This window comes from Novosphingobium sp. Chol11 (assembly GCF_900218065.1).
GTDB classification, from domain to species: Bacteria; Pseudomonadota; Alphaproteobacteria; order Sphingomonadales; family Sphingomonadaceae; genus Sphingobium; species Sphingobium agri.
Window position 1 is genome coordinate 168,556 of record NZ_OBMU01000002.1, and the last position, 24,354, is coordinate 192,909.

At 61.3% G+C, this 24,354-nt stretch carries 24 protein-coding genes and 4 pseudogenes; 17 read left to right on the forward strand and 11 right to left on the reverse strand.

What is annotated here, in order from left to right; all coding sequences use genetic code 11:
• Positions 1–139: IS66 family insertion sequence element accessory protein TnpB (gene tnpB / locus NCHOL11_RS13425; RefSeq protein ID WP_141397883.1), on the forward strand; the 139-nt coding region annotated here is incomplete at its 5' end.
• Positions 140–192: 53 nt separating this feature from the next.
• Positions 193–1,708 (forward strand): annotated as a pseudogene (tnpC, locus tag NCHOL11_RS13430) (IS66 family transposase).
• A 431-nt stretch (positions 1,709–2,139) separates the two neighbouring features.
• On the opposite strand, the gene NCHOL11_RS13440 reads toward tnpC, so the two are convergent.
• From NCHOL11_RS13440 to NCHOL11_RS13460, 4 genes are all read right to left on the reverse strand, one after another.
• Entirely contained in the window at positions 2,140–2,625 is a 486-nt protein-coding gene (locus tag NCHOL11_RS13440) for a thermonuclease family protein (protein ID WP_255254839.1), read from the reverse strand.
• 35 nt (positions 2,626–2,660) lie between these two features.
• Positions 2,661–3,260 (reverse strand): SOS response-associated peptidase, encoded by a 600-nt coding sequence (locus NCHOL11_RS13445; RefSeq protein ID WP_097093057.1) that lies wholly within the window; start codon positions 3,258–3,260, stop codon positions 2,661–2,663.
• Positions 3,261–3,268: 8 nt separating this feature from the next.
• A complete protein-coding gene (locus NCHOL11_RS13450; protein ID WP_255254840.1) occupies positions 3,269–3,631 on the reverse strand; it encodes a hypothetical protein in 363 nt (120 codons plus the stop codon).
• A gap of 331 nt (positions 3,632–3,962) precedes the next feature.
• Positions 3,963–4,154: a hypothetical protein gene (locus NCHOL11_RS13460; RefSeq protein ID WP_097093059.1), complete on the reverse strand. Its 192-nt coding sequence runs from the start codon at positions 4,152–4,154 to the stop codon at positions 3,963–3,965.
• Between the two features lie 212 nt (positions 4,155–4,366).
• Here NCHOL11_RS13460 and NCHOL11_RS13465 point away from each other — a divergent pair, with 212 nt between their 5' ends.
• Together NCHOL11_RS13465 and NCHOL11_RS13470 are read left to right on the forward strand one after the other, a co-directional pair.
• Positions 4,367–4,564, forward strand: coding sequence for a hypothetical protein (locus tag NCHOL11_RS13465; protein WP_097093060.1), 198 nt, complete (start codon positions 4,367–4,369; stop codon positions 4,562–4,564).
• 909 nt (positions 4,565–5,473) lie between these two features.
• A pseudogene (locus tag NCHOL11_RS13470) lies at positions 5,474–6,106 on the forward strand (tyrosine-type recombinase/integrase).
• Positions 6,107–6,282: 176 nt separating this feature from the next.
• On the opposite strand, the gene NCHOL11_RS13475 reads toward NCHOL11_RS13470, so the two are convergent.
• The 4 genes from NCHOL11_RS13475 to NCHOL11_RS13490 are packed head-to-tail and all read right to left on the reverse strand — an operon-like array spanning position 6,283 to position 8,024.
• A complete protein-coding gene (locus NCHOL11_RS13475) occupies positions 6,283–6,579 on the reverse strand; it encodes a DUF1971 domain-containing protein (RefSeq protein ID WP_097093320.1) in 297 nt (98 codons plus the stop codon).
• The gene (locus NCHOL11_RS13480; RefSeq protein ID WP_097093061.1) at positions 6,560–6,955 is read right to left on the reverse strand and encodes a group III truncated hemoglobin; all 396 of its coding nucleotides are present in this window, start codon (positions 6,953–6,955) and stop codon (positions 6,560–6,562) included. Before NCHOL11_RS13480 ends, NCHOL11_RS13475 begins: the two co-directional genes overlap by 20 nt.
• Positions 6,952–7,305, reverse strand: coding sequence for a histidine kinase (locus tag NCHOL11_RS13485; RefSeq protein WP_097093062.1), 354 nt, complete (start codon positions 7,303–7,305; stop codon positions 6,952–6,954). Before NCHOL11_RS13485 ends, NCHOL11_RS13480 begins: the two co-directional genes overlap by 4 nt.
• A gap of 29 nt (positions 7,306–7,334) precedes the next feature.
• Positions 7,335–8,024 carry an alternative oxidase gene (locus tag NCHOL11_RS13490; RefSeq protein WP_097093063.1) on the reverse strand — a complete coding sequence of 230 codons (690 nt, stop codon included), beginning with the start codon at positions 8,022–8,024 and terminating at the stop codon, positions 7,335–7,337.
• A 178-nt stretch (positions 8,025–8,202) separates the two neighbouring features.
• Here NCHOL11_RS13490 and NCHOL11_RS13495 point away from each other — a divergent pair, with 178 nt between their 5' ends.
• The 6 genes from NCHOL11_RS13495 (at position 8,203) to NCHOL11_RS13520 (ending at position 15,561) form a co-directional block, all read left to right on the forward strand.
• Positions 8,203–9,681, forward strand: a complete 1,479-nt coding sequence (locus NCHOL11_RS13495) for a sensor histidine kinase (RefSeq protein ID WP_097093064.1) — start codon at positions 8,203–8,205, stop codon at positions 9,679–9,681.
• On the forward strand, positions 9,668–10,282 hold the full coding sequence (fixJ, locus tag NCHOL11_RS13500; protein WP_097093065.1) for a response regulator FixJ: 615 nt from the start codon (positions 9,668–9,670) through the stop codon (positions 10,280–10,282). Before NCHOL11_RS13495 ends, fixJ begins: the two co-directional genes overlap by 14 nt.
• 430 nt (positions 10,283–10,712) lie before the next feature.
• Complete coding sequence (locus NCHOL11_RS13510; RefSeq protein WP_097093067.1) at positions 10,713–12,869, forward strand: TonB-dependent siderophore receptor; 2,157 nt, start codon at positions 10,713–10,715, stop codon at positions 12,867–12,869.
• A gap of 201 nt (positions 12,870–13,070) precedes the next feature.
• The gene (locus NCHOL11_RS18415) at positions 13,071–13,217 is read left to right on the forward strand and encodes a hypothetical protein (protein WP_217991081.1); all 147 of its coding nucleotides are present in this window, start codon (positions 13,071–13,073) and stop codon (positions 13,215–13,217) included.
• Positions 13,218–13,724: 507 nt separating this feature from the next.
• Positions 13,725–14,711, forward strand: coding sequence for a TerC family protein (locus NCHOL11_RS13515; protein WP_097093068.1), 987 nt, complete (start codon positions 13,725–13,727; stop codon positions 14,709–14,711).
• 178 nt (positions 14,712–14,889) lie between these two features.
• Complete coding sequence (locus tag NCHOL11_RS13520) at positions 14,890–15,561, forward strand: cytochrome b (protein WP_097093069.1); 672 nt, start codon at positions 14,890–14,892, stop codon at positions 15,559–15,561.
• Positions 15,562–15,565: 4 nt separating this feature from the next.
• Here the strand turns inward: NCHOL11_RS13520 and NCHOL11_RS18830 are convergent.
• A pseudogene (locus tag NCHOL11_RS18830) lies at positions 15,566–16,351 on the reverse strand (c-type cytochrome); the annotation flags it as partial.
• Between NCHOL11_RS18830 and NCHOL11_RS18835 the strand changes: the two are divergent.
• The 5 genes from NCHOL11_RS18835 (at position 16,286) to NCHOL11_RS13550 (ending at position 20,997) form a co-directional block, all read left to right on the forward strand.
• A complete protein-coding gene (locus NCHOL11_RS18835; RefSeq protein ID WP_369680249.1) occupies positions 16,286–16,576 on the forward strand; it encodes a c-type cytochrome in 291 nt (96 codons plus the stop codon). The pseudogene NCHOL11_RS18830 and the gene NCHOL11_RS18835 sit on opposite strands and share 66 nt — an antisense overlap.
• A gap of 4 nt (positions 16,577–16,580) precedes the next feature.
• On the forward strand, positions 16,581–17,510 hold the full coding sequence (locus tag NCHOL11_RS13535) for a cytochrome c oxidase subunit II (protein WP_369680250.1): 930 nt from the start codon (positions 16,581–16,583) through the stop codon (positions 17,508–17,510).
• Positions 17,507–20,038 (forward strand): cbb3-type cytochrome c oxidase subunit I, encoded by a 2,532-nt coding sequence (locus NCHOL11_RS13540; protein ID WP_097093072.1) that lies wholly within the window; start codon positions 17,507–17,509, stop codon positions 20,036–20,038. The genes NCHOL11_RS13535 and NCHOL11_RS13540 overlap by 4 nt, the downstream gene beginning before the upstream one ends.
• Positions 20,039–20,041: 3 nt before the next feature.
• Positions 20,042–20,326 carry a hypothetical protein gene (locus tag NCHOL11_RS13545; RefSeq protein WP_097093073.1) on the forward strand — a complete coding sequence of 95 codons (285 nt, stop codon included), beginning with the start codon at positions 20,042–20,044 and terminating at the stop codon, positions 20,324–20,326.
• Between the two features lie 74 nt (positions 20,327–20,400).
• Positions 20,401–20,997, forward strand: coding sequence for a DedA family protein (locus tag NCHOL11_RS13550; RefSeq protein WP_097093074.1), 597 nt, complete (start codon positions 20,401–20,403; stop codon positions 20,995–20,997).
• A gap of 10 nt (positions 20,998–21,007) precedes the next feature.
• Here the strand turns inward: NCHOL11_RS13550 and NCHOL11_RS13555 are convergent, their stop codons facing one another.
• Positions 21,008–21,442 carry a VOC family protein gene (locus tag NCHOL11_RS13555; protein ID WP_037466032.1) on the reverse strand — a complete coding sequence of 145 codons (435 nt, stop codon included), beginning with the start codon at positions 21,440–21,442 and terminating at the stop codon, positions 21,008–21,010.
• 172 nt (positions 21,443–21,614) lie between these two features.
• On the opposite strand from NCHOL11_RS13555, the pseudogene NCHOL11_RS13560 reads away from it, so the two are divergent.
• A pseudogene (locus NCHOL11_RS13560) lies at positions 21,615–22,446 on the forward strand (TIGR00266 family protein).
• A gap of 447 nt (positions 22,447–22,893) precedes the next feature.
• Entirely contained in the window at positions 22,894–23,577 is a 684-nt protein-coding gene (locus NCHOL11_RS13570; RefSeq protein WP_097093077.1) for a CDP-alcohol phosphatidyltransferase family protein, read from the forward strand.
• 375 nt (positions 23,578–23,952) lie between these two features.
• Here the strand turns inward: NCHOL11_RS13570 and NCHOL11_RS13575 are convergent, their stop codons facing one another.
• Positions 23,953–24,354: a hypothetical protein gene (locus NCHOL11_RS13575; RefSeq protein WP_097093078.1), complete on the reverse strand. Its 402-nt coding sequence runs from the start codon at positions 24,352–24,354 to the stop codon at positions 23,953–23,955.

Below are 24,354 nucleotides of genomic sequence, written 5' to 3' on the forward strand. Positions count from 1 at the left end.
CATGGATCGGGGCCGGTTCATCTGGCCGATCACCAAGGCGGGCAAGGTCAGCCTCACCGCGGCGCAGCTTTCGATGCTACTCGAAGGCATCGACTGGCGGCGTCCCGAACGCACCGCGGCGCCCTTGCTTGCAGGGTAAAAAGTGGCGGATTAGTGTGGGTTTTACTGGCTTCGCGGAGCCCGTTTTGCTAGGTGTTCCGGGTGTCGGAACCAGCCTCTTCCAGCATCGACAAAGACGCCCGGATCGCCGAGCTCGAAGCCGCTCTCGCGGCTCGCGATACGCTCATCGATACTCTCCGCCACCAGCTCGCTCAGCTTCGCCGCATGACCTTCGGCCAGTCGTCGGAGAAGCTCGCGCTGCAGATCGAGCAACTCGAGCTTGCCCTCGAGGAACTCGAAGGCGAAGCCGAGGTCGCCGATAGCCGAACGACCGAACGGGCACCCGCCGAGCGACCCTCACCGGTGCGCGCACTGCCCCATCATCTGCCGCGCTCCGAACGGCGGATCGAGCCCGAGGCCGGCAGCTGCACCTGTCCCGATTGCGGCGGCGCGCTGCGCCCGCTTGGCGACGACAGCGACGAGCAACTCGACATTGCTCCGGTTCAGTGGCGCGTCATCCGCACCGTGCGGCCCAAGTATAGCTGCCGCGCCTGCGATAGGATCGTCCAGGCACCGGCGCCGGTGAAGGCCATAGCACGCGGCAAGGCCAGCTTCGCCACGCTCGCCCATGTCGTCGTCCACAAGTTCGATCACCATCTGCCCCTCTATCGCCAGGCAGAGATGATGGCGGCGCAGGGCATCGACATCGACCGCTCGACCCTCGCCGGCTGGGCGGGCCAGGCCGCGCATCCGCGAGGAAGGACTGAAGGCCGCCAAGCTCCACACCGACGACACGCCGGTGCCGATGCTCGTGCCCGGCAAGGGCCGGACTGCGCGGGCGCGGCTCTGGGCCTATGTCGTCGATGATCGCGCATCGGGCGCCGCCACCCCGGCGCTCGCCTGGTATCGGTTCACGCCCGATCGCAGCGGCATCCATCCGCAGAGCGAGCTGGGGTCATTCACCGGCCTTCTTCAAGCCGACGGCTATGCCGGATATGACAAGCTCTACCAGGGCAACGGCATCCAGGAGGTCGCCTGCTGGGCGCACTTCCGCCGCAAGATCTTCGAGTGCCACCAGACCAGCCCAACCCCGCTCACCACGGATCTTCTCGATCGCATCTCCGGGCTTTACCGGATCGAAGAGGACGTCCGCGGCCAGCCGCCCGATGTCCGGCGCCGACACCGGCAAGAGCAAGCAAGGCCACAGATCGACGCGCTTCGCGGCGCGATCGACGACGCCCTACGCCGCCTGTCGCCCAAGTCGGCGATGGCGAAGGCGCTCGCCTATGGTCGCAAGCGCTGGGACGCGCTGACCCGCTACATCGACGAGGGCATGGCGGAGATCGACAACAATATCGCCGAGCGCGCCATCCGATCGATCGCGATCGGGCGCAAGAACTGGCTGTTCGCCGGATCGAAGGCCGGCGGCGAACGCGCCGCCGCCATCTACTCCGTCATCGAGACGGCCAAGCTCAACGGGGTCGAGCCGCAGGCCTACATCGCCGACGTCATCGAGAAGATCGCCTCAGGCTGGCCCGCATCCCGGTGGGACGAGCTCATGCCGTGGAACTGGCAGTCCGAGCAGCAGCAGATCGCCCAGGCCGCGTAGCTGCGGCCTTCAGGAAACGCTTACGATTGAGGGGCCATTCAAGTTGTAGTTCGACGGCGTAGGCCTCCAACTTTGCTGCTCGCTCACCTTCCATCTCAGTATCGGCGGCTTCGTCGGCGAGGGACCAGCCAGGTTCGATTCCCAGCAACCAGATTGACCGATTCTCGGGCGAGCCAGGGTCGCCCCCTTCGCACGTCGTGAGAAAGGCCGCTTCGTCCTCAACGCGGTTACGGAAAGCGGCGGCGGCTGGTGAGAGCGGTGTCACGATCATTGTTCATCCCGTTAATGATTTTGGTGCTGCCCCGACCGAAAACACGATGGCTTTCGGATTGGCGGCGAACACAGGCTTGAGGTCGTCATAAGCGCCTAAGCGTAAAGATGAAGGTTGAGCTGGCAGGCGATTATGCCCGTGCGGCTGAATTCGCTGACGTTCAGCACCAGGGCTCCCGCCTGCCGCTCCATGTTCGGGCTAGCCCCTCGCTAACCAACACATCACCGAGTGACTGACCGCCCCGTGTCAACACCCGCAATTTTCTCCCATATCGATCAGTATCGCGATCAAGCGTGGCCACAGTGAATGGCCCGGCATTGACCAATTGGTGAAGCCGCCGCGTCGCACGCTCGCCTAACTCTGCTTCTGCTGGGCAGCGCGGCGGGTGCGTTTCTGGCGCATCAATATCGGCAACTCTGATCTTCTCCCCATCAAGCCAGATCGTATCGCCATCAACCACGCAGTTGGTGCCGCCGCCGGTATGGCAGAGGGCAAAGGTGCGGGAGACATCATCCCCGGCCTTCGCTCCATCGGGCACTGAGAGCGAGGCGAGTCCTCCGGCGATGCCGATGATGGCGAAGCTTGCCAGCATGACAGGCGAACGGGGCGCCTTTTTGCGGCGGCGGAATTTGACGACATTAGACATTGGCTGGGATTAGGGCCTTAGCTTCGTTACGTAAATCAAACGTCACCGACGGCCATCAACTGGCTAGGATATGCGCACGTCAGCGATAGCGCATCGTCAAGATCCCCGCGCAGCCAGCGGTCATAGTCGTCCGGGTGAAGGATGACAGGACAGGCCTTGGGGTGGATAGCGCCGACAACATGCGTGGCAGCGTCGCCATCATAGCCACAGGTCAGGAAGGAATAGACCGGCAGGCTTTCCGTGGGTCGCCATATTCCAGCGAAGGCGAAAACCGGTTGGCTGGGGACGCGAAACCAGAAGGGCTTCTTCTTGCCTGTGTCAGGCATTGGCTCGACCGACCATTCCTGGAACTCAGTGACGGGCACCAGACAGCGCCGGGAGGGATTTGCCAAGGCAGACTTCCAGAACGGGCTGGTATAGTTACGCACGTTGGTGACGGGCCGTCCCTGGAATGGAAAGCCCCAACTCATTGCCGACAGAATGCGCTGGCCTTCCTGCTCCCGCACGACGTGGCCGGGCTTGCCCGGAGCGACATAATCCTTTTTGACCGCGATCTGGTCGGCCGGATCGGGAAGCGCGCCGAATAGCCGGGCGAGCTCTTCGGCACTGCTGCGGGCCTTGTAAAGATTGCACATGGTCGCTCCTAGTTGAGCTTGGTCGGCATCACTCCCAACATATCAAGCAGCTGGTTGCCTGTCCGGTCCTCGCCATCGTGCAGGATCGTGGCAAATCCGCCGATCAGTTTGCCGAAATGTTCACCCGCCAGGCGAATATCGCGCGGGGTTCGCTTGGTGTCGTCAGCCGTAATCAGCATGGCGACACCCATGGCGAGCGCTTCAGCCAGCATCGGCATCGCGATGGAGGCATGGCCTTCCTTCACTTCGCGCGAACCCATGGCATAGGTTACCGCCTGAAGGGCCACCTGCGCACAGACATGGCGATATTCCCCGGGTGAAAGATTGTCGGGGATGTCGAACAGTTCTTCTGGGACAGCCTTGTAGCTCATGATCCTATCCTCTGAAGCGGTTTACCGCGCGCTTCCATTCCCGCTCATCCGGCAGTGGAAAGCAATAGCGCGGCGATTCCCTGCTTGTTTCAATGACGGCTGGGCGCACCTTCCGGCCGTGCCGTTTTAGACAGGTCTTGCAGTGAAAGCGCCGTCGGGCGTCCCGAAAGTCATCGCTCCAGCCTTTCCTCTCAAATTTCCACCAGAGCCCGTGAGCGTCAAAGAATTCCTCCCTGCCGCAGCGGCAAGCCACCCTCACCGAATAGCGCCAAGCTGCGGCTTCGAAGATGCAAGTCGCTACCTTCAGCCCATCGCGATAGCGGGCCATGGATCACAACAGCGCGCCTTGCTCGACCGGCTGAAAATAGCGGGCAGCGGCGACGGCGTTTCGATAGTGGACGGTCTGAAGGCGCTCAGCCTCATCGAATGGCACCGGCGTCCATTCCGACGAAGGGTATACCGTATCGTAGATTGCCTTGGCGCCACTGCGCAGTGGCGCCTGATTAGGGGTCTGCTCTGCCATCGCAGAATCACCTTTCCTACATGAGAACAAATATGGAACATGCCTCACAGAAAAGGAGTCGGCAATGATGAATATCGATGGCGCGTTCCTGATGGGCGTGGCGGCAATTCTGACGAGCGTGGCGCACTTATGGAGAGCGGCGCGGTCTGGCAGGGCGGAGGAACCTTGGCGTGGTTCATGCGCTCATCGCAGGCAAATTGGAGAGATGACGCATGAGAAATCTGATCGGAACAGCAGTTGGGGCAGCGATCGACCGGCGGGACGGTGACAGCGGCGTGAAGGGCGCGATCATTGGCTATGTGGCATCTGGTGCGTTGAAGACCGTCGCAAAGCTGGGGCTGCTGGCGGCGATCGCTGCTGGAGCCTACCGCTTGGTACGCAAGTCAGATAAACCGCAGGCCACTTACTGACGCAGTCGCTGGCAGGGTCATTGCGTATTCATGATCGCGACCTAATATTGGATCTGCCGCCTGTTCCCCTCGGGCGGTCCTGAACCTCGGCCTCGTCGTTGAGCTTGCTCCGGCGGGGCATTTTCTTTTCCAGCGACCAAATTGTTTAGGGGGATCATACCGAAAAGAGATCGACTATCAGAATGCGGCTCCACGCTCATAACTGGCTTGCAATAAAATCTTCCGATGCGTTGTCTCAGGGAACGAGCATTCACGCTATGAACGCGCGGGCAATCGTCACCATCAGCGCTGCTCCAACTCATCCTGTGGTAGACCCATGACTGGCATCCTTATTGCCCAAAGAAAATTCACTGGGTCTCGTTGATGGCCTGCCGGAGGCCGGATCAAACGTCCTGCCGTCCAGGCCAAGGCAGTCCTTCGCTGCGGCATAGTCAAGGCTAACCGCGACGTCATTCGCGCAGGCGGAAACGTCAGCCAGACGAAGCAGCCGCCTATGACGAATAGCCCGCGCTACGCGGGATGGATAACGCGCTTCGTGAATGCGCGGATTACAACACTTACAAGCGACGGACCCAGCGGCTGACCGCGACGCTCGTCGGGTAAGACTAGCTCTCCGGTAAGTCTATGTCTGCGGGACAGGTTTCGGTCATAGCGGCGGTTCGCGACGTTGTCGCTGAACGGCGCATGTTGGTCGCGACCTGCCGGTTAGCGGAAGGTCCGCACCTAGGAACAAGAAATTGCCAGCTGAATGGCGACAAAGGGTCGCCGTCAGAGGTGATCTATAAGGGAGTTAGGTGAGTTTATCGAATTTCCCTGACTTTGATGCACAGTGCGGCGAATCTGGATGTGCCGCATCCTGCCTGGTTGGACGTTCATCCCCTTGGCCATCATGGCCACTGGAGATGTGTCATGGGATTATCAGAATTTGATCCCGCCGCTCGCGAGCGGGTGTCGTGGAACGCGGGACGTAAGGTAGGTGCAAAGCGCGCGCTCAAGCCCCGTCAGATCTGGGCGATCCGCTTCTTTCTTGATCAGCATGGACGGACCCGGGATCGGGCGCTCTTTGATCTCGCCATCGACAGCAAGCTTCGCGGCTGTGACCTGGTGAAGATCAAGATCAGCGATATCGTCTGTGACTGAAAAATTCGGACGCGGGCGATCGTCGTCCAGCAAAAGACCGGGCGGCCGGTTCAGTTCGAGCTGATGGACGATGCTCGCGCCAGCCTGCTCCGATGGCTGGAGCTGAGGGGAGGCTCCTTGGAGGATTATGCCTTCCCGAGCCGCACCGATCACGCGACCCATATGAGCACCCGCCAGTATGCCCGCCTGGTGGATGAATGGGTCACAGGCATCGGCCTGCCAAGCGAGGATTATGGCACGCACTCGCTAAGGAGGACGAAGGCGTCGATCATCTACAAAGCCACCGGGAACCTGCGCGCGGTCCAGATCCTGCTTGGGGATATGAAGATTGAAAGCACCGTCAGATATCTCGGAGTCGATGTAGAGGACGCCCTGACCCTGGCGGAAGGCACGGAAATCTGAATTCGGCTGGCTCCTCGCGTCAGCGAGGAGTCAGAACCAACGGCGTGTCCGCCACGCGCCACTTTTTGCCGTCCGCCAGCGATTTTCGTAAGCGCGGAAGCGGTCACTCAATTCATGCCCCGGGCTCGGACTTTTGGAGGCGTTGGACAAGGGTCCACTTAGCAATTGCGTTCAAGTCAGGAATTCGCCCTGTAAAATTCGACATGGAAGCGCACGGCCCTCATTGGTTCGACATGGTGCAAGATGGTGGGTTCCACCACGCCGGGAGGCGTCCCACTGGACAATACAAGTTCCGACGGGGTCCTGCGCGGATCAGTCACTATATAGCGCAGCTCGCCTTCCTCCACACGGATCAGGCCCCAGGTGCCTTCCTTCGTCTGATGATCTTTCAGCAGACCTGCCGGCATAGTGTCCTCGGTAAAGGTCGGTGTGCGTTTATACGGCGTGACGCCGTCAGGAAGGTGATCGATCATGCCCATGCCTTTCGCGGTAGAATTGGACGCCAAGTTGCAGGCTTTCCGCGATCCGATCCGCCCTTTGCTGGAAAGCCGTTGCGGCGGCGGGAGAGAGCAGCTCGCCGCTGACCTCCCGCCACAGCGCCAGCCATCGGGCAAAGTTGTCGGCAGTCATGTGCTGGGCGTGCCGAACATGCTCGATCATCGGTTGCCCCTTGTAGCGCCCCGTCGTCAACATGACCGAGGACCAGAAGTCCTGAAGCTTGCCAAGATGATGGGGCCAATCGTCTATCACGCCATTGAAAATCGGCCCCAAGGCCGGATCTTGCCGGACCCGCTCATAAAAGGCCGGTACGAGGCGCTCGATATCTTCTTCCTTGATTTCAGTCGTCATATCGCTGCCTTCTGGCTTTGCAGGATCAGGCTCAGGGTTCGCATGAGTTCGTCTTCCAGCAGCGGCTTTTCAATGAGAATGGCGTTTAGCTCAGCGGCTGAAGCGCGAAGCGCGCGGGTGGGATTTGTCGCTAGCAGGATCGCCGGGGTCGCGCATTTTCTCCGAAGGTCGGCAAGTCGTTCAAGCCCCTGCGCGCAGTCCCGATCGACCACAAGCGCAACGGCAGCGGCCGGATCGGATAGGTCCGACCCTGCCGCTGCCTTGATCCCCACCACTGACAGGGCGAATTCGATTGAGGAGAGGAGCGCTGTATCATCGATGAACAGCAGGACCGGATTGTCGCTGGTCATCTTCGCTCTCCTCTCCCATTGAGGCCAGGTCAGGCCGCCTTCTTCCAGATGGGCTCCAGCGGCACGTGGGGCGGGCAGTGGGCGATTGCGCCCACGGGCAGGCCGCCAAGTTCATTGGCAAAGCCATGGTTGACGTCGCGGTGATGAGCCTCGTCCGCCCGGACAACCAGCACCACGTCGCGGAGGGTCGCGCCGTCTGGCAAATTCCAATAGTGCTTGGCGATGTCCGGCGCGGGCACATTGGGACTGCGGCCTTCGTCGATCTCGGCAAGATAATGGGTGTAGCTGATCACCGCCTCCTCTTCGAAATAGCCGACCACGCGGTGAGCCGTCTTGGCGCTTACCAGATAGAGAGCGAAGAAAAACAGGTAGAACACCCACTGCACGCCCATGATCACCGCGCGCTCGAACCAGGTCGGCTTAGAGATTTCGATGAAGGTCATGAGGTGCATGCGCTCATTTTCCGCTTCGTCCATGAGCGTCTTGATCCAGCCCTTGTCATCGCAGATGCGCCGCAGGCAGGCGAGATGGGTGATGGTCGCGCCGACCATGCCGGGGACCGCAGCTACCGTTTCCAGAACCACAGCGCGATGGCCGTAGCGAGCGGCGAAGAAGGTGTCCGCGCACCAGCGCAGCGTCTTGGTAAAGCCAAAGGCGACCCGGTCCGACACCCCTTTGGGCTTGTGATGGACGGCAAGATCGATGAACGGTGCGGTCATGAAATTATCTCCAGATGCGAGCCTGTTTGCTGTGACGCTCATCTATGCCGCTGGACGGCCGGGAGAAATTCGGATGTTGTCCCTACCGCAAGTCCCCTAAGGGCTTTACCGGAGGTGGAAGCGAAGGCGCCGAACCGATGAGGAGGATGTGAACAAAGCCGCATTATCTTTCCGGCCCATGAGCTTGCCCGCGCCGCCCTTTCTCGTGACGCTTGCGCTCGCCGCCGTCGCTGTGGCGATCGGGGCGGGTGTGCGCATCGCCTTCGCCGAGGAGCTTGGCCAGCGCGCCACCTATATCTTCTTCGTTCCGGCGGTGGTGGTCGCGAGCGCCTTGTCAGGTCTGCGCGGCGGGATCGCCGCCTGCATAGCTGGAGCCGCAGCAGGGCTGCTGTGCGACCGGGCGATCGCTCCCCTGGAAGCCGGAAGCCTCATAGCGGCGGCGGCGTTCGTGATCATCGGTCTTGCAGTGGGGCTTGGGGGCGAATGGTTCCAACGGGCGCGGGCAGAGGCGGAAACTGGCACGGCGGCGCTGGCACGGCGGGAGGCGCATCTGCGTTCGTTGCTCGACACAGTGCCGGATGCCATCATCGTGATTGACGAAGGCGGGTTGATACGGGATTTCAGCCCGGCAGCGGAGCGGATGTTCGGCTGGAGCATGGAGGAGGTGCGCGGACGCAATGTCAGCATGCTGATGCCTGACCCCTATCGGTCTGCCCACGACGACTATCTGGCCCGCTATTACAAGACTGGCGAGAAGCGGATCATCGGCAAGGGCCGGGTGGTGGTGGGTCAGCGCAAGGACGGTTCGACCTTTCCCCTGGAACTGGCTGTTGGCGAGATGCGGGTCGGCGGCCAGCGGCACTTCACCGGCTTCATCCGCGATCTTACCGAGCGACAGCAGGCTGAGGCCCGGCTTCAGGAATTGCAGAACGAACTGGTTCATGTGTCGCGGCTGACCGCGCTTGGGGAAATGGCGTCTGCATTGGCGCATGAACTGAACCAGCCCCTGTCCGCGATCGCCAATTATCTCAAAGGCAGCCGCATGCTGCTGACGCGCGAAGAGGTGCCGCTGGACCGCGTGGGTGAAGCACTGGAACGGGCAGGGGCGGAAGCGCTGCGAGCGGGCGACATTATCCGCCGCCTGCGGGACTTTGTCGCGCGGGGCGAGACGGAGCGCTTGGTCGAAAGCCTTCCCAAGATGGTTGAGGAAGCAAGTGCCTTGGCCCTGGTGGGTGCCAAGGAGCATGACATCCGGGTGCAATATGAGTTCAGTCCCGAGGTCGATCTGGTGCTGGCGGACAAGGTCCAGATCCAGCAGGTCGTTCTGAACCTTATCCGCAACGCAGTCGATGCGATGACCGATGTCGCACTGCCCCGTCGCGAATTGCTGATCGGGATTGAGCCCGCAGGCGATAATATGGCGCAGGTTACGGTGGCGGACACAGGCCCCGGGATCGATCCCGAGGTAGCCGACCGGCTGTTTCAGCCTTTCATAACGACCAAGCGAACCGGGATGGGCGTCGGCCTTTCCATTTCGCGCACCATTGTCGAGGCGCACGGCGGGCGAATCTGGGCCGAGCCGTGGGAGGGCGGCGGCGCGTTATTTTGCGTCACCCTGCCGCGCGTGAGTGAGGAGGATCTGTATGACGGGGAGTGAAGCGATCGTTTACGTCATCGACGATGATGACGGAGCGCGTCATTCGCTGGAGTTCCTGCTCGATTGCGTGGGAATACGGGTGCGCTCCTTTTCATCCGCCGATGCCTTCCTCGCCTCGTCACCGCCGCTGTCAGGCGCCTGCATCGTCACGGATGTCCGGATGCCCGGGCGCAACGGCATCGAACTGATGGAGGAGCTAAGGCGCCGGGGCGCAAATGTGCCGGTCATCGTCATTACGGGCCATGCCGATGTACCGCTTGCCATACAGGCGATGCATGCAGGGGTGGCCGACTTCATAGAAAAGCCTTTCGATGATGAACTCATGCTGTCATCCATCCGCAAGGCGCTTGCCCGGCAGGCCGGGGACGATCAGGCGCAGGCGGAGAAGCGATCGATACTCGACCGCATCGCCAGCCTTAGCCCGCGCGAGCTGGAAGTGATGGACGGCCTGGTTGCGGGACACGCCAACAAGGCGATCGCCTTCGATCTGGAGATCAGCGCCAGAACCGTGGAGGTTTATCGGGCCAACGTGATGATGAAGATGCAGGCGAAGACCCTATCGGAACTCGTTCGCATGGTGACGCTGGCGAGACTGCCCTGAAGGGCGCAGACGCAAGCGGCACCCACTGCGTCCTGAACGATGTCCCGAAAAACAGTACAATGGCTGCTCTTCCCGTCCTTCATCTGAAACCGATCAGTCTGCAATTGGCCCGGGTTGGAGGTGCGTGGATCGGATAGCTGCCCTTCCGGACCTGCGGATCGAAAATTGGCTCCTGAACGGCGACAAAGGGTCGATGGTGGCGGCGACATCTGAGACAAATCTGCCATCAGCAGAGGCTCCGCTAAAGGGCGATCTTGAACGGAAGCTGTCCTTTCAAACCGAGTTAGCCTCGGATTGCCCATTCGGAAAGATCTTCATCGCCCAAACACTGTGGCGTGCCCAAATGCATTAACTGCTACCTTTAATTAACGATAATGACTTGCAAAAGCAGTTCTTCCGAAGTAGGTGCGCGGCCAAGTTCAGGGGAGTCATGACAATGCCCATTTTCGTCGCCGCTCTCGCGGCTGCTGTCGCCACGCCGTCCGCCGATGCAGCAGTCGATCAACGATCGAACGAGACGCAGATTATCGTCACGGGGACACGCACCGAAGGCAGCGACGATTATGGCATCAAGGATCAGCGCACCGCCGCCCGTATGGCGCTGACCCTGCGCGAAACCCCTCAGTCGGTCAGCGTCGTCACCCGCGCCCAGATCGAGGACTTCCAGCTTACCGACATCAATTCTCTGCTGGCGACCGTGCCTGGCATTAACGTGCTCGCAGGAGAAACCGATCGCTATTACTATTCGGCGCGCGGTTTCGATATCCAAACGTTCCAAGTCGATGGGGTAGGCCTGCCTTTCTCCTTCGGCATTCAGACAGGGTCCATCGACACCGCCATTTTTGACCGGATCGAAGTGGTGCGCGGCGCGCCGGGCTTGTTGTCGCCAACCGGCAATCCCTCGGCCATCGTCAATTTCGTGCGCAAGCGTCCCTATCGCGAATTCAATGCCTCGGCGAATGCCCAATATGGTTCGTTCGACAGCCTGCGCCTTGACGCCGACGTCAGCGTCCCGCTGACATCGGACGGCAGCATCCGGGCTCGTGGGGTAGGCGTCTTTTCGGACGCGGACAGTTATATCGACCGTTATGGCGTCAGGCGCTGGACGGGCTATGGCATTGTGGAGGCCGACCTTGGCTCCAATACCGTTATCAGCGCCGGATACGGTCATCAGGATCATCAGAGCCGTGGCGCGATGTGGGGAGCCACCCCGCTTTACTATACCGACGGCACCCGGATCACTTTCCCCCGAACCGCCAACTACGCGCCGGACTGGTCCGGTTGGGGCGTTGTCGATCGTCAGATTTTTGGCGACCTTACCCATGACTTCGGCCATGGCTGGACCGGTAAGATAACGGTGCTGCGCCGCGCGATCAGCGAAGACGACAAGCTCTTCTATATCTACGGTAATCCTTCGCGCGAGGCGCCCGGTGGCATCGACCTCAGCGATCCCAACAATCCCAAGGGCGTTTTCAGCTATCCCGGCGCCTTCAAGGGCGCGACCCGGAACCTGACGCTTGATGCCTATGTCAGCGGCAAGGTTTCGGTCGGCGGACGCGATCATGACCTAATGTTCGGCGCGACCCGTGGTGCCGAAAAATATCTTCAATATTCCAGCTACGATTACTCGCAGGTCGGGGTGCCCCTGCCGCTGGAGACGCTCTTCGAGGGCGGCTTTCCGGAAGTCGCCTTCCCCACCCCCTATGATCTCAGCCTCGATATCCACAATGTTCGCGAAACCGTCTATGGCTTGGTCCGCTTAAATCCCGCCGATCCGTTCAAGCTGATGGCAGGCGGCAGCTATACCCATGCCGCAAGCACCGGCACATCCTATGGCGCGCCGCAAAATTTCGATAAGTCGCGCTTCTCGCCTTTTATCGGCGCGACGCTCGACCTGACACCGTCGATCAGCGTCTACGCCAGCTACGCGACGATCTTCCGGCCTCAGACGGAATTTGATGCGAACAACCGTCTGCTCGACGCCGTTACCGGGGACAATATGGAACTGGGCCTGAAAGGCGAATGGTTCGGCGGACGCTTTAATGCCAGCGCCGCCATCTTCAAAGCGCGACAGAAAAACACCGCTGAGAGCGCAGGGTTCGACGCGGTGTTAGGCCGCAGCATTTATCGTGGCGTCGATGCCACGTCGGAGGGGATCGAATTGGAAATGAGCGGCCAGCCAGCGCCCGGCCTGCAGGTGACCGGGGGCTTCACCGCCATGCGCATCCGTGGCGAAGATGACGAGCCGGTTCGCACCTTCGTCCCGCGCCGCACCGGGCGGCTCAACGTCAGCTATTCGCCACCTACGCTCCCAGGGTTCAAGCTCGGCGCATCGGTGCAGTATCAGAGCAGCTTCTATTTCAAGCCCGGCGGCGTTTCGGACACCACTGCGCTGCCGATCCGGCTGGATCAGGGCGGTTTTGCCCAGATCGATTTAATGACACGCTATGAATTGACGCGGCACCTGTCGGTCGGCATCAATCTGCGCAATGTGACTAACGCGAAATATCTAACGGCGCTCACCTTCGACCAATCCCGCTACAGCGCGCCCCGATCAATATTGGCAACGATCAGCCTGCGATACTGATCGGAGCGATCGTCGAAGTCAGCCGGGACGGCCGAGACGGATGCGGTCTAGTGCTATGTCCTCGCGTTAAGTCAAATTGCGTCGGCAATCGAAGATGCGCGGCTCTGGATCACGGACATGGAGGTGCTTCGCCTCCATTATGCTCAGACACTTTCACATTGGTATCAACAAGTCATTTCCTCACGCGAATAGATCATCGCGATGTACGATGAGCGCTTCTTCCGTATGTGGCAGTTCTATTTGGCAGGAGCGATCGTTGCCTTCCGCCATCATGCCCATATGAATTTCCAGATTCAGCTCAGCCGTCGTCGCGAGGCGTTGCCGTTGACAAGGAACTATAGAGGCTGAGGTAGAACGGGCGCTAATCGGGAGGTCAAGCCATCCGCAGTCATTCGGCAAGGGCAGTTTTGGAGGCTCAGCTCAAATAGCTGACTTTCCCCACCTGGACGATGAAAATTAGCCCATCAACGGCCCGACTTCGGTGTCGGTAACGCGCCGTAGGCGGATTGGCTTCAACGAGCCAAGCCGAGAAACGGCTTTCAGCTTCGCGCGGCTTTATGGCGGAAGAAGATCGGCATGAATTGATGCCGATGAGGCATTGGTCGCGCGAACTTCATCAAAGCCACTGTTTATCTCGATAGGCCTGAGCCTGCCGGGAAGTGGACGGTTGATTGCCGGAAAGCTGGGCACTATCATGCGCCGGCGGACCGGGCCCCTCTGGCGCGCTGATTTTCAAGGCGCGTGATGTCGGACCGCATCGGGAAATCCGGTGCGAATGCGGCTTGGTCTCATCCCTTCCTCTCTTCGCAGCGGCTTTTCCGGTCAACCTTGCCGTTGAAAAGAGGAGCATCTCCCATGGAATTTTTCTCCGCTGACTGGCTTGGAACCCCTGCTTGGTTCTGGATGGCATTCCTTGCCATCGTGGTGGCGCTGACTGCGTTCGACTTGGGCTTTCTTCACAAGGAGAACAAGGCAATCGGGATCGGTGAGAGCCTGAAACTCTCCGTCTTTTACATCAGCATCGCCTGCGCATTCGGCGCGTGGGTATGGTGGGCCCGCGGGGCCGACCTCGGCATGCAATATTTCACCGGGTTTTTTATCGAGAAGGCGCTGTCGATCGATAATGTCTTCGTCATCAGCCTGATCTTTTCCTATTTCGCCATTCCCGCCAAATATCAGTATCGCGCGCTGCTCTGGGGCATATTGGGCGTGGTCGTGCTGCGCGGGCTGATGATTGCGGGCGGGGCGGCACTGTTACACGAAGCCTATTGGGTGATTTACCTTTTTGCCGCCTTCCTGATCCTGACCGGCATCAAGATGATGGTCGGCGCCGACAAGCCGGTGGATTTGGCGAAGAATCCAATCATCGGCTTTATCTCCCGTCACTTGCGGGTGGCACCTGAACAGCATGGCGAGCATTTCCTGGCGCATGTGCCAGATCCGAAAACCGGCCGCATCAGAGTTGCCGCGACGCCGCTGCTTTGCGCGCTTATCGTCATCAACTTCGCGGACCTGGTGTTCGCGTTGGACAGCGTGCCGGCGATCTTTGCAATCACCACCGACACCTTCATCGTCTACACCTCTAACGTGATGGCCATATTGGGGCTGCGCGCTCTGTATTTCGCGCTCGCGGCCATGGTGCACCGCTTCCATTACCTCAAATATGCGCTGGCAGCGATCCTGGTGTTCATCGGCAGCAAGATTTTCGCGGCGGATTTCCTGCTGGACGGCGGCAAATTCCCGCCGGCGCTGAGTCTGGGAGTCAGTTTTGCGCTGATCGCCATCGGAGTGGGATGGTCGCTATGGGTGACCAGAAGGGAGAAGCAGCGGCTGGTGCCCTGATGTGCCGGGCGGCGCCCCGACGCTTCCGGGCGGTGGAACGGCAGGGGCCGCCGTTAATTGAACCAGTGGGATAATCAGAGTAGGTGACTCTGGCCGAGGGCGCGTGGGGACTGCGGGCGCGCGGCGTTGGCCAGTGCGTCCGCTGGTTGAAACAAGAAAGGGCTGCGGCGGTCGTGGCATGATACGGGCACTTCGCGCATGGGCACGCAAACACACGGAACGGAGCCGCTATTCGCCCGTCGGCATCGCCTTTCACTGGGTGATGGCGCTTCTGGTCCTATTCCAGCTTGGTTGGGGCTACTACGCAAGCTGGTTGGGGGTGGGGGGAGAGAAGCTCCGCGCCTATGAGGTGCACAGCATGGTCGGTTTGCCGATCCTTGTGCTGGCGATCGCGCGGCTCGGCTGGCGCGTAATGATACCCGGACCGATCAATGACGCCGATCGCCAAGGATTGCAGACGCAGGTCGCCTATGTGATGCATTACCTGTTCTATCTGGCCTTTTTCGGACTACCGCTGAGCGGCTGGGCCATGTGGTCGGCCATCGCAGAGCCGGGGCCGCTCTATTTGGCGGGCGTCATTCCCTGGCCGCAGCTGCCGTTCGATCAGCTGCCGTTAACGACACAGTGGCGGATCGTGGACGTGGCGGAGGATGTTCATCTGGCGCTGGTCACGATGTTGCTGGCGATCATTCCGTTACATGTGGCTGCGGCGCTAAAGCATCATTTCTGGGATCGGCATGATGTACTGCGCGGAATGCTGCCGGAGATACCGGACGCGGAGGATCCCCGGGGAGAGACGACGCATAAGCCGCGAGAGCCGAAGATTCAGCCGGCGAAAGCGCCTGGCTGATCCGCAGCATGACGTTTTCTCCGTCATTCCGGCGGAAGCTTTTGCGCCACTGCGCCATTTGTTGGGCGAGGTAAGCGGCGGGCTGGCCCGCGAGGGGAGGGTTGGCGCCGCTCCCTTCGCCCCGCGTACCGTGACAGGAGGCGCAAGGGGCAAGGCCGCGCGATTCATCGCCTTGTTGATAGAGCGCGGCCGGTTCGCCTGATCGCTTGACTGGACCGGATGGGGCAACGAAGGGGAGGCCAGCGTAATAAGCAGATACGGCGTCATGCTGCGCCAGCGTCAGCTTTCTAGCGACGGCTTCCATTTCAGGGTGGCGGCGGCGCCCGCTCGCATAAGCTTCCATCTGGGCCGTCAGATAGCCGCGATCCAGGCGAGCGAGCCTGGGCGTGCCTGCCCCGTTGCCCAGCCCGTCAATGCCGTGACACGCGACGCAGGCGTAAGCGGCGCCAGCGTCGCCACCGCTAAGCGCGATGAGTTCGCCGGTCGCGGTGAAGCCGTCCGCCGACCCCCTGTCTATCGATCCGCAGGCGGCGAGAAAAAGGGTGACGCCGACCGCCAATGGGGCTCGCAAGGCCATGGACGGGAACCGCTTCGCCATCGCAACGGTTCCTTGCCTCAGTGTAAAAACGGCGGGAGCGACGAAAAGGGGCACATGAGGCTGTTGCACGCCTTGACGTTGTTGCTGGCGATGTCCTGCAAGCCGCCTCCCGCCGAGATGCAGCATATGCCGCAGGCCGATCCGGCGAGGGGCAAGGCAGTGATGGAACGAGTGGGGTGCGCGGCGTGTCATGAGATAAGCGGAATAAGGTGGCCGAAGGGAAAGGCCGGGCCGTCGCTACGTGGCTTTGCCGATCAGGGCTTGATTGCGGGTCGGCTGCCCAACCGGCCTGACAATCTGGCAGCCTTTGTGCGCGATGCTCCGGCAGTGGTGCCGGGTTCGACAATGCCGGCGATGCCGATCAGCGAAAGCGAGGCGCGGGATGTGGCGGCTTTCCTTTATGCAGGAAGGAAATAGCGAATTGCCGGAGAAATCAATCGTGCCGGTGTTCGATCCTGCAGGGCCCTATGCAGGATCCATAACTATTCTGTCATGGATCCTGATCACCATGGCGTGCGGGGTTTTGTTGATTGTGCTGGCCGCCTTGTGGGTCGCGCTGTTCGGGGGAGAGCGGATCAGGAAGAAGCTGGGCGGAGCGAAAGCGGTGTGGATCGGCGGGATCGGCTTTCCTGTGGTGGTGCTGACGGTGCTGCTCGTCTACGGCCTCAGCCTGACGCGCAACCTGACGGAGCCGGTGCCGCGCACCGCGATGCGGGTGCGGATCACGGGCGAAATGTGGTGGTGGCGGGTCGCCTATCTGGACGGGCAGGGGCGCCCCGCGATGATCGACGCCAACGAGCTGCACATCCCGGCGGGGCAGCCGGTGCTGCTGGAGCTGGAGTCCAACGATGTCGTCCATAGTTTCTGGGTGCCACGCCTGTCGGGCAAGCTCGACATGGTGCCGGGGCGGCGGAACATCCTGCCGATACAGGCGGACACGCCGGGCGTGTTCGCTGGACAGTGCGCCGAATACTGCGGCGGTCCGCACGCGTTGATGGGCTTTGTCGTGATCGCGCATGAGCCAGCCGAGTTCGCGCTGCTGATGGCGGGGCGGAGAACGAAGCGTCCCGCCGGTTCGGCGGAAGGTGCGGCGCTGTTCCGCTCCACCGGATGCGCTGCCTGCCACCGGATCGCGGGGACAGATGCGAACGGCATGGCGGGACCGGATCTGACCTATGCCGGATCGAGACGCTCGCTCGGCGCAGGCATATTGCCCAATAATCGCGGGACAATGATGGGCTGGATCGGCGACAGCCAGTCGATCAAGCCTGGCAACCGCATGCCGCCTTACAAGATGCTGTCCGCCGCGCAGCTGCAGACCCTCACCGATTATGTAAGGGCGCAGAAATGAGGTCGGAGACCGGCTTCGACCCGGCCCTCTATGACCGTTTCCCGACGAATGAGGAGCGCCCTCCCGAGGAACTGAAGCAGCTTGAGGCAATCTGGTGCAAGCCGCGCGGCTGGCAGCTACTGACCGCGGTGAACAATAATTATGTTGGCTTCTTCTATGTTGCCGCCGCCTTCCTCTTCTTTCTGCTGGTGGGCGTGCTGGCGCTGGTGATGCGGGTGCAGCTAACGCTGCCGTTGCAAGGGGTCTTGCCGCAGGAGACCTATAACCAGTTCTTCACCATGCATGGCACGGTCATGATGTTCCTTTTCGCCGTGCCGATGGTGGAGGCGATCGGCGTCTTGCTGTTGCCGCAGATGCTGGCGGCGCGCGACCTGCCCTTTCCGCGCCTGTCGGCCTATGCATTCTGGGCCTATTTCGTCGGCGGGCTGTGCTTCTTCGCGTCGCTCTTTTTCGGTCTCGCGCCGGATGGCGGCTGGTTCATGTATCCGCCCTATACCGGCATGGCCTATTCACCGGGGATCAACGCGGATTTCTGGCTGCTGGGCATCGGCTTCATCGAGATCAGCGCGATTGCGGGCGCGATAGAGATCATCGTCGGCGTGCTGCGTACCCGCGCCCCCGGCATGACGCTGGAGCGGATGCCGGTCTATGCCTGGGCCATGCTGGTGTTCGGGGTGATGATCGTGATCGCCTTTCCCTCGGTGATCCTCGGCACCTTGCTGCTGGAGCTGGAGCGCGCCTTCAACTGGCCCTTCTTCGATCCGACGCGGGGAGGCGACGCGCTGCTGTGGCAGCATCTCTTCTGGTTTTTCGGCCACCCGGAAGTCTATATCATCTTCCTGCCCGCCTCTGGACTCGTATCGATGATGGTCGCCACGCTCGCTCGTACGCGGCTGGTCGGTCATGCCCTGATCGTCCTTGCCTTCCTCGCCACCGGCTTCATCAGCTTTGGCGTGTGGGCGCACCATATGTTCACGACCGGAATGCCGAACCTCTCGGTCGGCTTTTTCTCGGCGGCAAGCATGGCCGTGAGCGTACCTGCGGGCATTCAGGTCTTTTCGTGGATCGCAACCCTTGCGATAGGCCGACCGCGCTTCAACGCGCCGACCCTGTTCCTGCTGGGCGGGCTTGTGACCTTTGTCATCGGAGGGCTGACCGGCGTCATGGTAGCAATGGTGCCGTTCGATTGGCAGGCGCATGACAGCTATTTCATCGTCGCACACCTCCATTATGTCCTAATCGGCGGCATGGTGTTCCCGATGTTCGCGGGCTTCTATTACTGGACGCCGATGACCAGCAGCCGGCCCTTGTCGGAAAGGCTAGGCAAATGGTCCTTCTGGCTGACGTTTACGGGTATGCAACTCACCTTCATGCCGATGCATCTCACAGGGCTCATGGGTATGCCGAGGCGCGTTTATACCTATTTGCCGGGCCGCGAATGGGAGGTGACGAATGTCGTTTCGACCCTGGGAGCCTTTGCCATGGGCGCGGGGGTGCTGGTCTTCCTGATCGATCTTGCCCGCAACTTCCGCTTCACGACCGATGATGATGCGGGCAATGTCTATGGCGGCGGAACGCTGGAATGGCTGCCGACCGGCCTATATTCGACGCGCAGCATTCCGGTGGTGAAGAGCCTCGAGCCTTTGTGGGACGATCCTGAGCTCGCCGAAAATGTGGAGGCGGGCCGCTACTTCCTTCCCGGTTCGGCGACAGGGCTGCGCGAGACGATCGTCACCAGCCCGCTGCGCGCCGAGCCGCAATATCTGCAGATCATGCCCGGTCCATCGGTCTGGCCGTTCCTGGCGGCGGTGATGACGGCGGGCTTCTTCATCCTGATGACGATACATGCCTATTATCCGTCCTTCGCCTGCGGGATTTTCGCGATCATCTGTGTGCTGCGCTGGCTGTGGGATACGGATCGGCCGGTCGGCCAAGAGGTGGTGGACGTCGGCGCGGGCATTCGTCTGCCGACCTATGTCACCGGACCGGGGAGCCATGGCTGGTGGGCGATGGTGATCCTGCTGGTCGTGATCGGTATGATTTTCGTCATGGGCGTGTTCAGCTTTCTCTATCTTTATGGCGTGCAGCCGCGTTTCTGGACAAAGCCGGCGGATTTGGGCGGGCTGGCGCTCATCTTGCCCGCCTATGGAGCCGCCGGGGGGCTGGCGCTGTGGTCGCGGCATATGCTGGCGCGTGAGGCGACGCAGCTGTGGACACCGGGGGTGCTGTTCCTGTGCGGGGCGCTGGCGCTGGCCGTGGGGATCGGCGCAGATATTTGGAGCTGGAACAGGAGCGGCCTCAGCCCGAGTGCAAGCGGACAGGGCGCGAGCGTCTATGCCCTGCTCTCGCTGGAAGCGGCGCTCGCGTTCATCGGCCTGCTGATGGCGGGATATTTGTCGGCGCGGAACAGCCGGGGGATGATCGTGCGGCCACGCAATAACAGCCTGGACCTTTGCGTGCTGTTCGTCGCCTATGCAGCCGGGCAAGGCGCGCTCACAGCGATCCTGACGCGCGTGGTGGGGGGCTGACCGATGCGCAGTTGGCTGATGCTGCTGAGCGGCTTCATCCTTTGGACCATCCATTTCTTCGCGCTCTATATCGCTGCCAGCGCATTTCCGGGGCAGCCGCCCTCCTACTGGCTGACGGGACTCATCACGATCCTGTGCCTCGCGGGCGTCGCCTTCGCGGTGATGCGGGCCAAGCGAGGGGATGGGGCGAGCGGCATGGATCGGTGGGTGCGGACGGTCGCGCTATGCGGGCTTGGCCTTTCCGGCATTGCGATCATCTGGCAGGGATTGCCCGCCCTGATCGTCTAGGATGTCGGGAACGCGACCGCCGACCGATCGTTCGACGGGGATGCCAACAGCCGTTCCCATGCGCCGGTGAGCCAATGTCCGATTGGATCACCGATTTCGTCGAGAAGATGGGATATGCCGGCATCGCCCTGCTCATGTTCCTGGAAAACATCTTCCCACCGATCCCGTCTGAACTGATCATGCCGCTGGCCGGCTATTCGGCGGGAGAAGGCAAGCTCAACCTGATCGGCGCGCTGCTTGCAGGAACGGCGGGCACATTTGCCGGGGCCCTGTTCTGGTATGCCGTCGCACGCTGGTTGGGCGAAGAAGGGCTGCGCCGATGGGCGGGCCGTCATGGCCGGTGGATCACGCTTGGCAAGCAGGATATCGACTCTCTCGACGCCTGGTTCTGCCGTCATTGGAGCTGGGCGGTCCCGGTCGCGCACCTGATCACCGGCCTGCGAATGCTCATCTCCATTCCCGCCGGTATTTTCGCGATGCCGATCCTCCGCTTCATGGTCCTGACGGTGCTGGGTGCGGGCGTGTGGAACGCGGCGCTGGTCAGCGCAGGCTACGGGCTGTGCCAGGAGTTCGGAGCGGGGGACCGCTATCTGGGGCCAGTGAGCATGGCGATCATGGCCGTGTTGTTCCTCTATTATCTTTGGCGGGTCGCGCGCTTCAAGCCGGGCTGAGCGCCCTGCCTCAGCCGTCGAAGCTGATGGCGACGCTGGGTGCGGATCGCACCGCCTCGCCGTGAAATACCGCCTCGATATTATTGCCATCAGGATCGAGCACGAAGGCGGCATAATAGCCGGGATGATAGGGCCGCTCGCCCGGAGCGCCGAAATCGATGCCGCCATGCTGAAGCGCGGCCTTGTGGAAGGCGTCCACCATGGCGCGGTCCTTCGCCTGGAAGGCAAGGTGATGGCGGCCGGTCAGCTTGCCCAGAGCCTCCGGCCCGTCCGGCGAGGAGACGAACAGTTCATCATACCAGAAATGAGCGTCGGCGCTGCCGCCGAGCGGGATCCCGAGAACGGCCATGACGGCGCCGTAGAATCTGCGCGAGGCCTCGACATCCTTGACCACCAACTGGATATGATCGACGAGCCGTCCGCGATGGAGTGTCTGGGCTTCCATTGTCGGGTTCCTCCTGCGCCAGTTTTGTCGCGGCAAGCTTTTGCTCCTTGCGGGAACCGAGCCATGGCGTTGAGGTTCCCAAACAATGTCACGCCCGCGCCGCGGCAGCCTTGCGCGTAGCGAAGCCTAACCAGTCGCGCTATGAGCGGCCGAATTCAAAGGAGTGATAGACATGCCGAGCACCAGTCCCTGGCAGCATCATCGCAACGCCGCCCTAGCCGACGACATCGACTTTGAGATCATCGGGCAGGAGCTGCAGTTCCTCGAGATCGAACTGGACCCGGGTGAGAGCGCTATTGCCGAAGCGGGCGCGCTGGTCTGGAAGGATGCGAGCGTCGGCATGACCGTGTTCGGTGACGGGAGCGGCCAGTGATGGCGGCTTCACGGGCAAGCTGTTGGGCGCGGGGAAGCGTTTGGTTACGGGCGAAAGTCTCTTCACTACAGTGTTCACGCATAACGGGCAGGGTAAGGCCAAGGTCGCTTTCGCTTCGCCGACACCGGGCGCGATCCTGCCCATTCGACTAGATCAATGTGGCCGGCGCTTGATCTGCCAAAAGGACAGCTTCCTCGCGGCCGCCAAAGGCGTGTCGATCGGCGTGCACTTCCAGCAGCGGATCATGGCCGGCCTGTCCGGCGGCGAAGGCTTCATTATGCAGAAGCTGGAGGGCGACGGTTGGGTGTTCGTCCAGATGGGCGGCGCGATCGTCGAGCGGAAACTGGCACCCGGAGAGCAGATCCACGTCGACACAGGCTGTGTCGCGGCCTTCACCGACACAGTAGATTTTGACCTTGACCGCGCTGGCGGAGTCCGCAGCGTCCTGTTCGGAGGAGAGGGTTTGTTTTTCGCCAGGCTCACGGGACCCGCAAAGGTCTGGATACAGTCCCTGCCATTCTCCTGTTTGGCTGGGCGGATGCTGGCGGGGGCTGGCAGCCGTGGGGGCCAGAACAGGGGCGAGGGCTCGGTACTCGGCGGACTAGGGGATCTGATCGGCGGCAATAACTAAGGCTGGCTATAGGAGCAGTGGTTACAGCTCGGAACGCGCGACTTAGCGCATGGTCGAACCTTGCGGGCATCTGGGCGAGGTGGATTCAAGCTTTGACCCAGTGGCCAGCCTCTTGAGGGGATGGTGCGGGACTTCCCGACTCCAGTAAGCGATGCACGAGACGAGCCCATTGAGGAATGCAGCGCTGCCGTGCTGCAGGATTTGAGGCCTTTGCTTCAACTATCTTCCGAATGGTGGTTGAATGCCCGGCGCAGCGCCGAGCTGCAGTGGCTCATGAACATTAGAAAGCGAGTAGCTGCCCGTCCGCACCTGGGAATTGGAAACCCACTTTGGAACGGCGACAAAGGGCCGAGCTTGCAAATTGACATGATCTACCATGCGTTTGACGTTTAGCGGGAGGCGCCATTCGTACGTTGCCCCTCGAAGCCGATGGCCGCATAAGGGCCTATGACAATTGAGTTACAGAACGCCGCCTCACTTTCCAGAATCCAAGAAAATTGGCTTGCCGCGAAGGAACGGCGGTTACTCAACTGCCTCTGCGCCCAAATGCCCCCATGGGTCACGCCTGATCGCCTCACCGCTTTGGGCATGATCGGCGCGGTTATGATCTTCCTGGGCTATGTCGGGAGCAATCTGCATTCATCCTGGTTGCTGCTCGCCATCGCGGGCTATGTTGTCCAATGGTTTGGGGACTCGATGGATGGTAGCATTGCGCGCTTTCGCCGGATCGAACGTCCCTCCTATGGCTATTTCATCGATCATAGCTGCGACGGCTTCGCGACGCTGCTGATTCTCGCTGGGATCGGTCTCAGCCCTTTTGTTACCATGGACGTCGCGATGGTGGCGCTGGCCGGCTATCTGTTGCTGTCGATCCATGCCTATCTTTCCGCTCGCGTGTTGGGAGAGTTCAAGCTGTCCTATCTGGCGGCTGGCCCCACTGAATTGCGGCTGATGCTGATCGGGCTGACGGTGATGATGATGGTCCTGGGCTCTGGTCCCGGATATTTCGGTGTCCTGTCGGGATTTGACCTGTTCGTAGGTGCGATAGCGCTTATCCTGATCCTGCTGTTCGTCATCCAGACGTTGGTCACGGGACGGCGCTTAGCCCGGTCTGACCGGGGAAATGACTGACATGCGAACCGGCGCGGATATTGCTGCCCCCATGATCCAGTTTCTGATCGACGGCGACGCACGAATAGCAAAGCGGACGGGCCGCACTTGGGAACGGAAAATCGGCAACTGAACGGCCGCAAAGGGTCGCTGCCACTAATCAGGATGCTTGTCTGCAACGAGATCAATGAGGCATGATCACGTTGCCGCAGACGATGATGTAGGGTGGAAAGTGGACCTGCCAACCGAAGTTGAGGCGGCCCGATACTGTGCTGCTATGGTTGTCTCACTAATGAACGGGAGCCACGCCAGGCGGCCGTCAGACCCCATTTTTACGTTGCCCGCGTCAGCCATGGCCTCATGAGTTGCGTGCGCGGCGGAACCAGTTGGTGCCGTTCAGGGCGATTGATAGCCGGTCGGACGGATAGTCAGCATTGCCCCGCGTGGATCGTGAGCGAAAAACAGGCCGCCCTCAGCGCGGCCATGGCCCGGCACATAGTCGATGGTGGCGACACTTCGTTCGGGCTCGTGCCCCGGGCGAGCCAGCATGCCCTCCACCTGCAATGCAGCCGCCGTGCCGCCGGCGCTGTTGATCGCCTCGAATGTCACGACATAACCATTAACGGCGGCTTTCACGCCCTGCTGCCGAATGGTGATGGATGGCGGCTGGTCCGGTCCAGCGGTGAGAGCCTCGCGCCCCAGCACGAACAGTAGTCCGGCAAGCAGCAGCAAGCCGAGGCCGGCCGCGATCCATTCGAGGAGCGGCGTGCGGTCGAGAGCGGCGGATCGGTCGGCCAT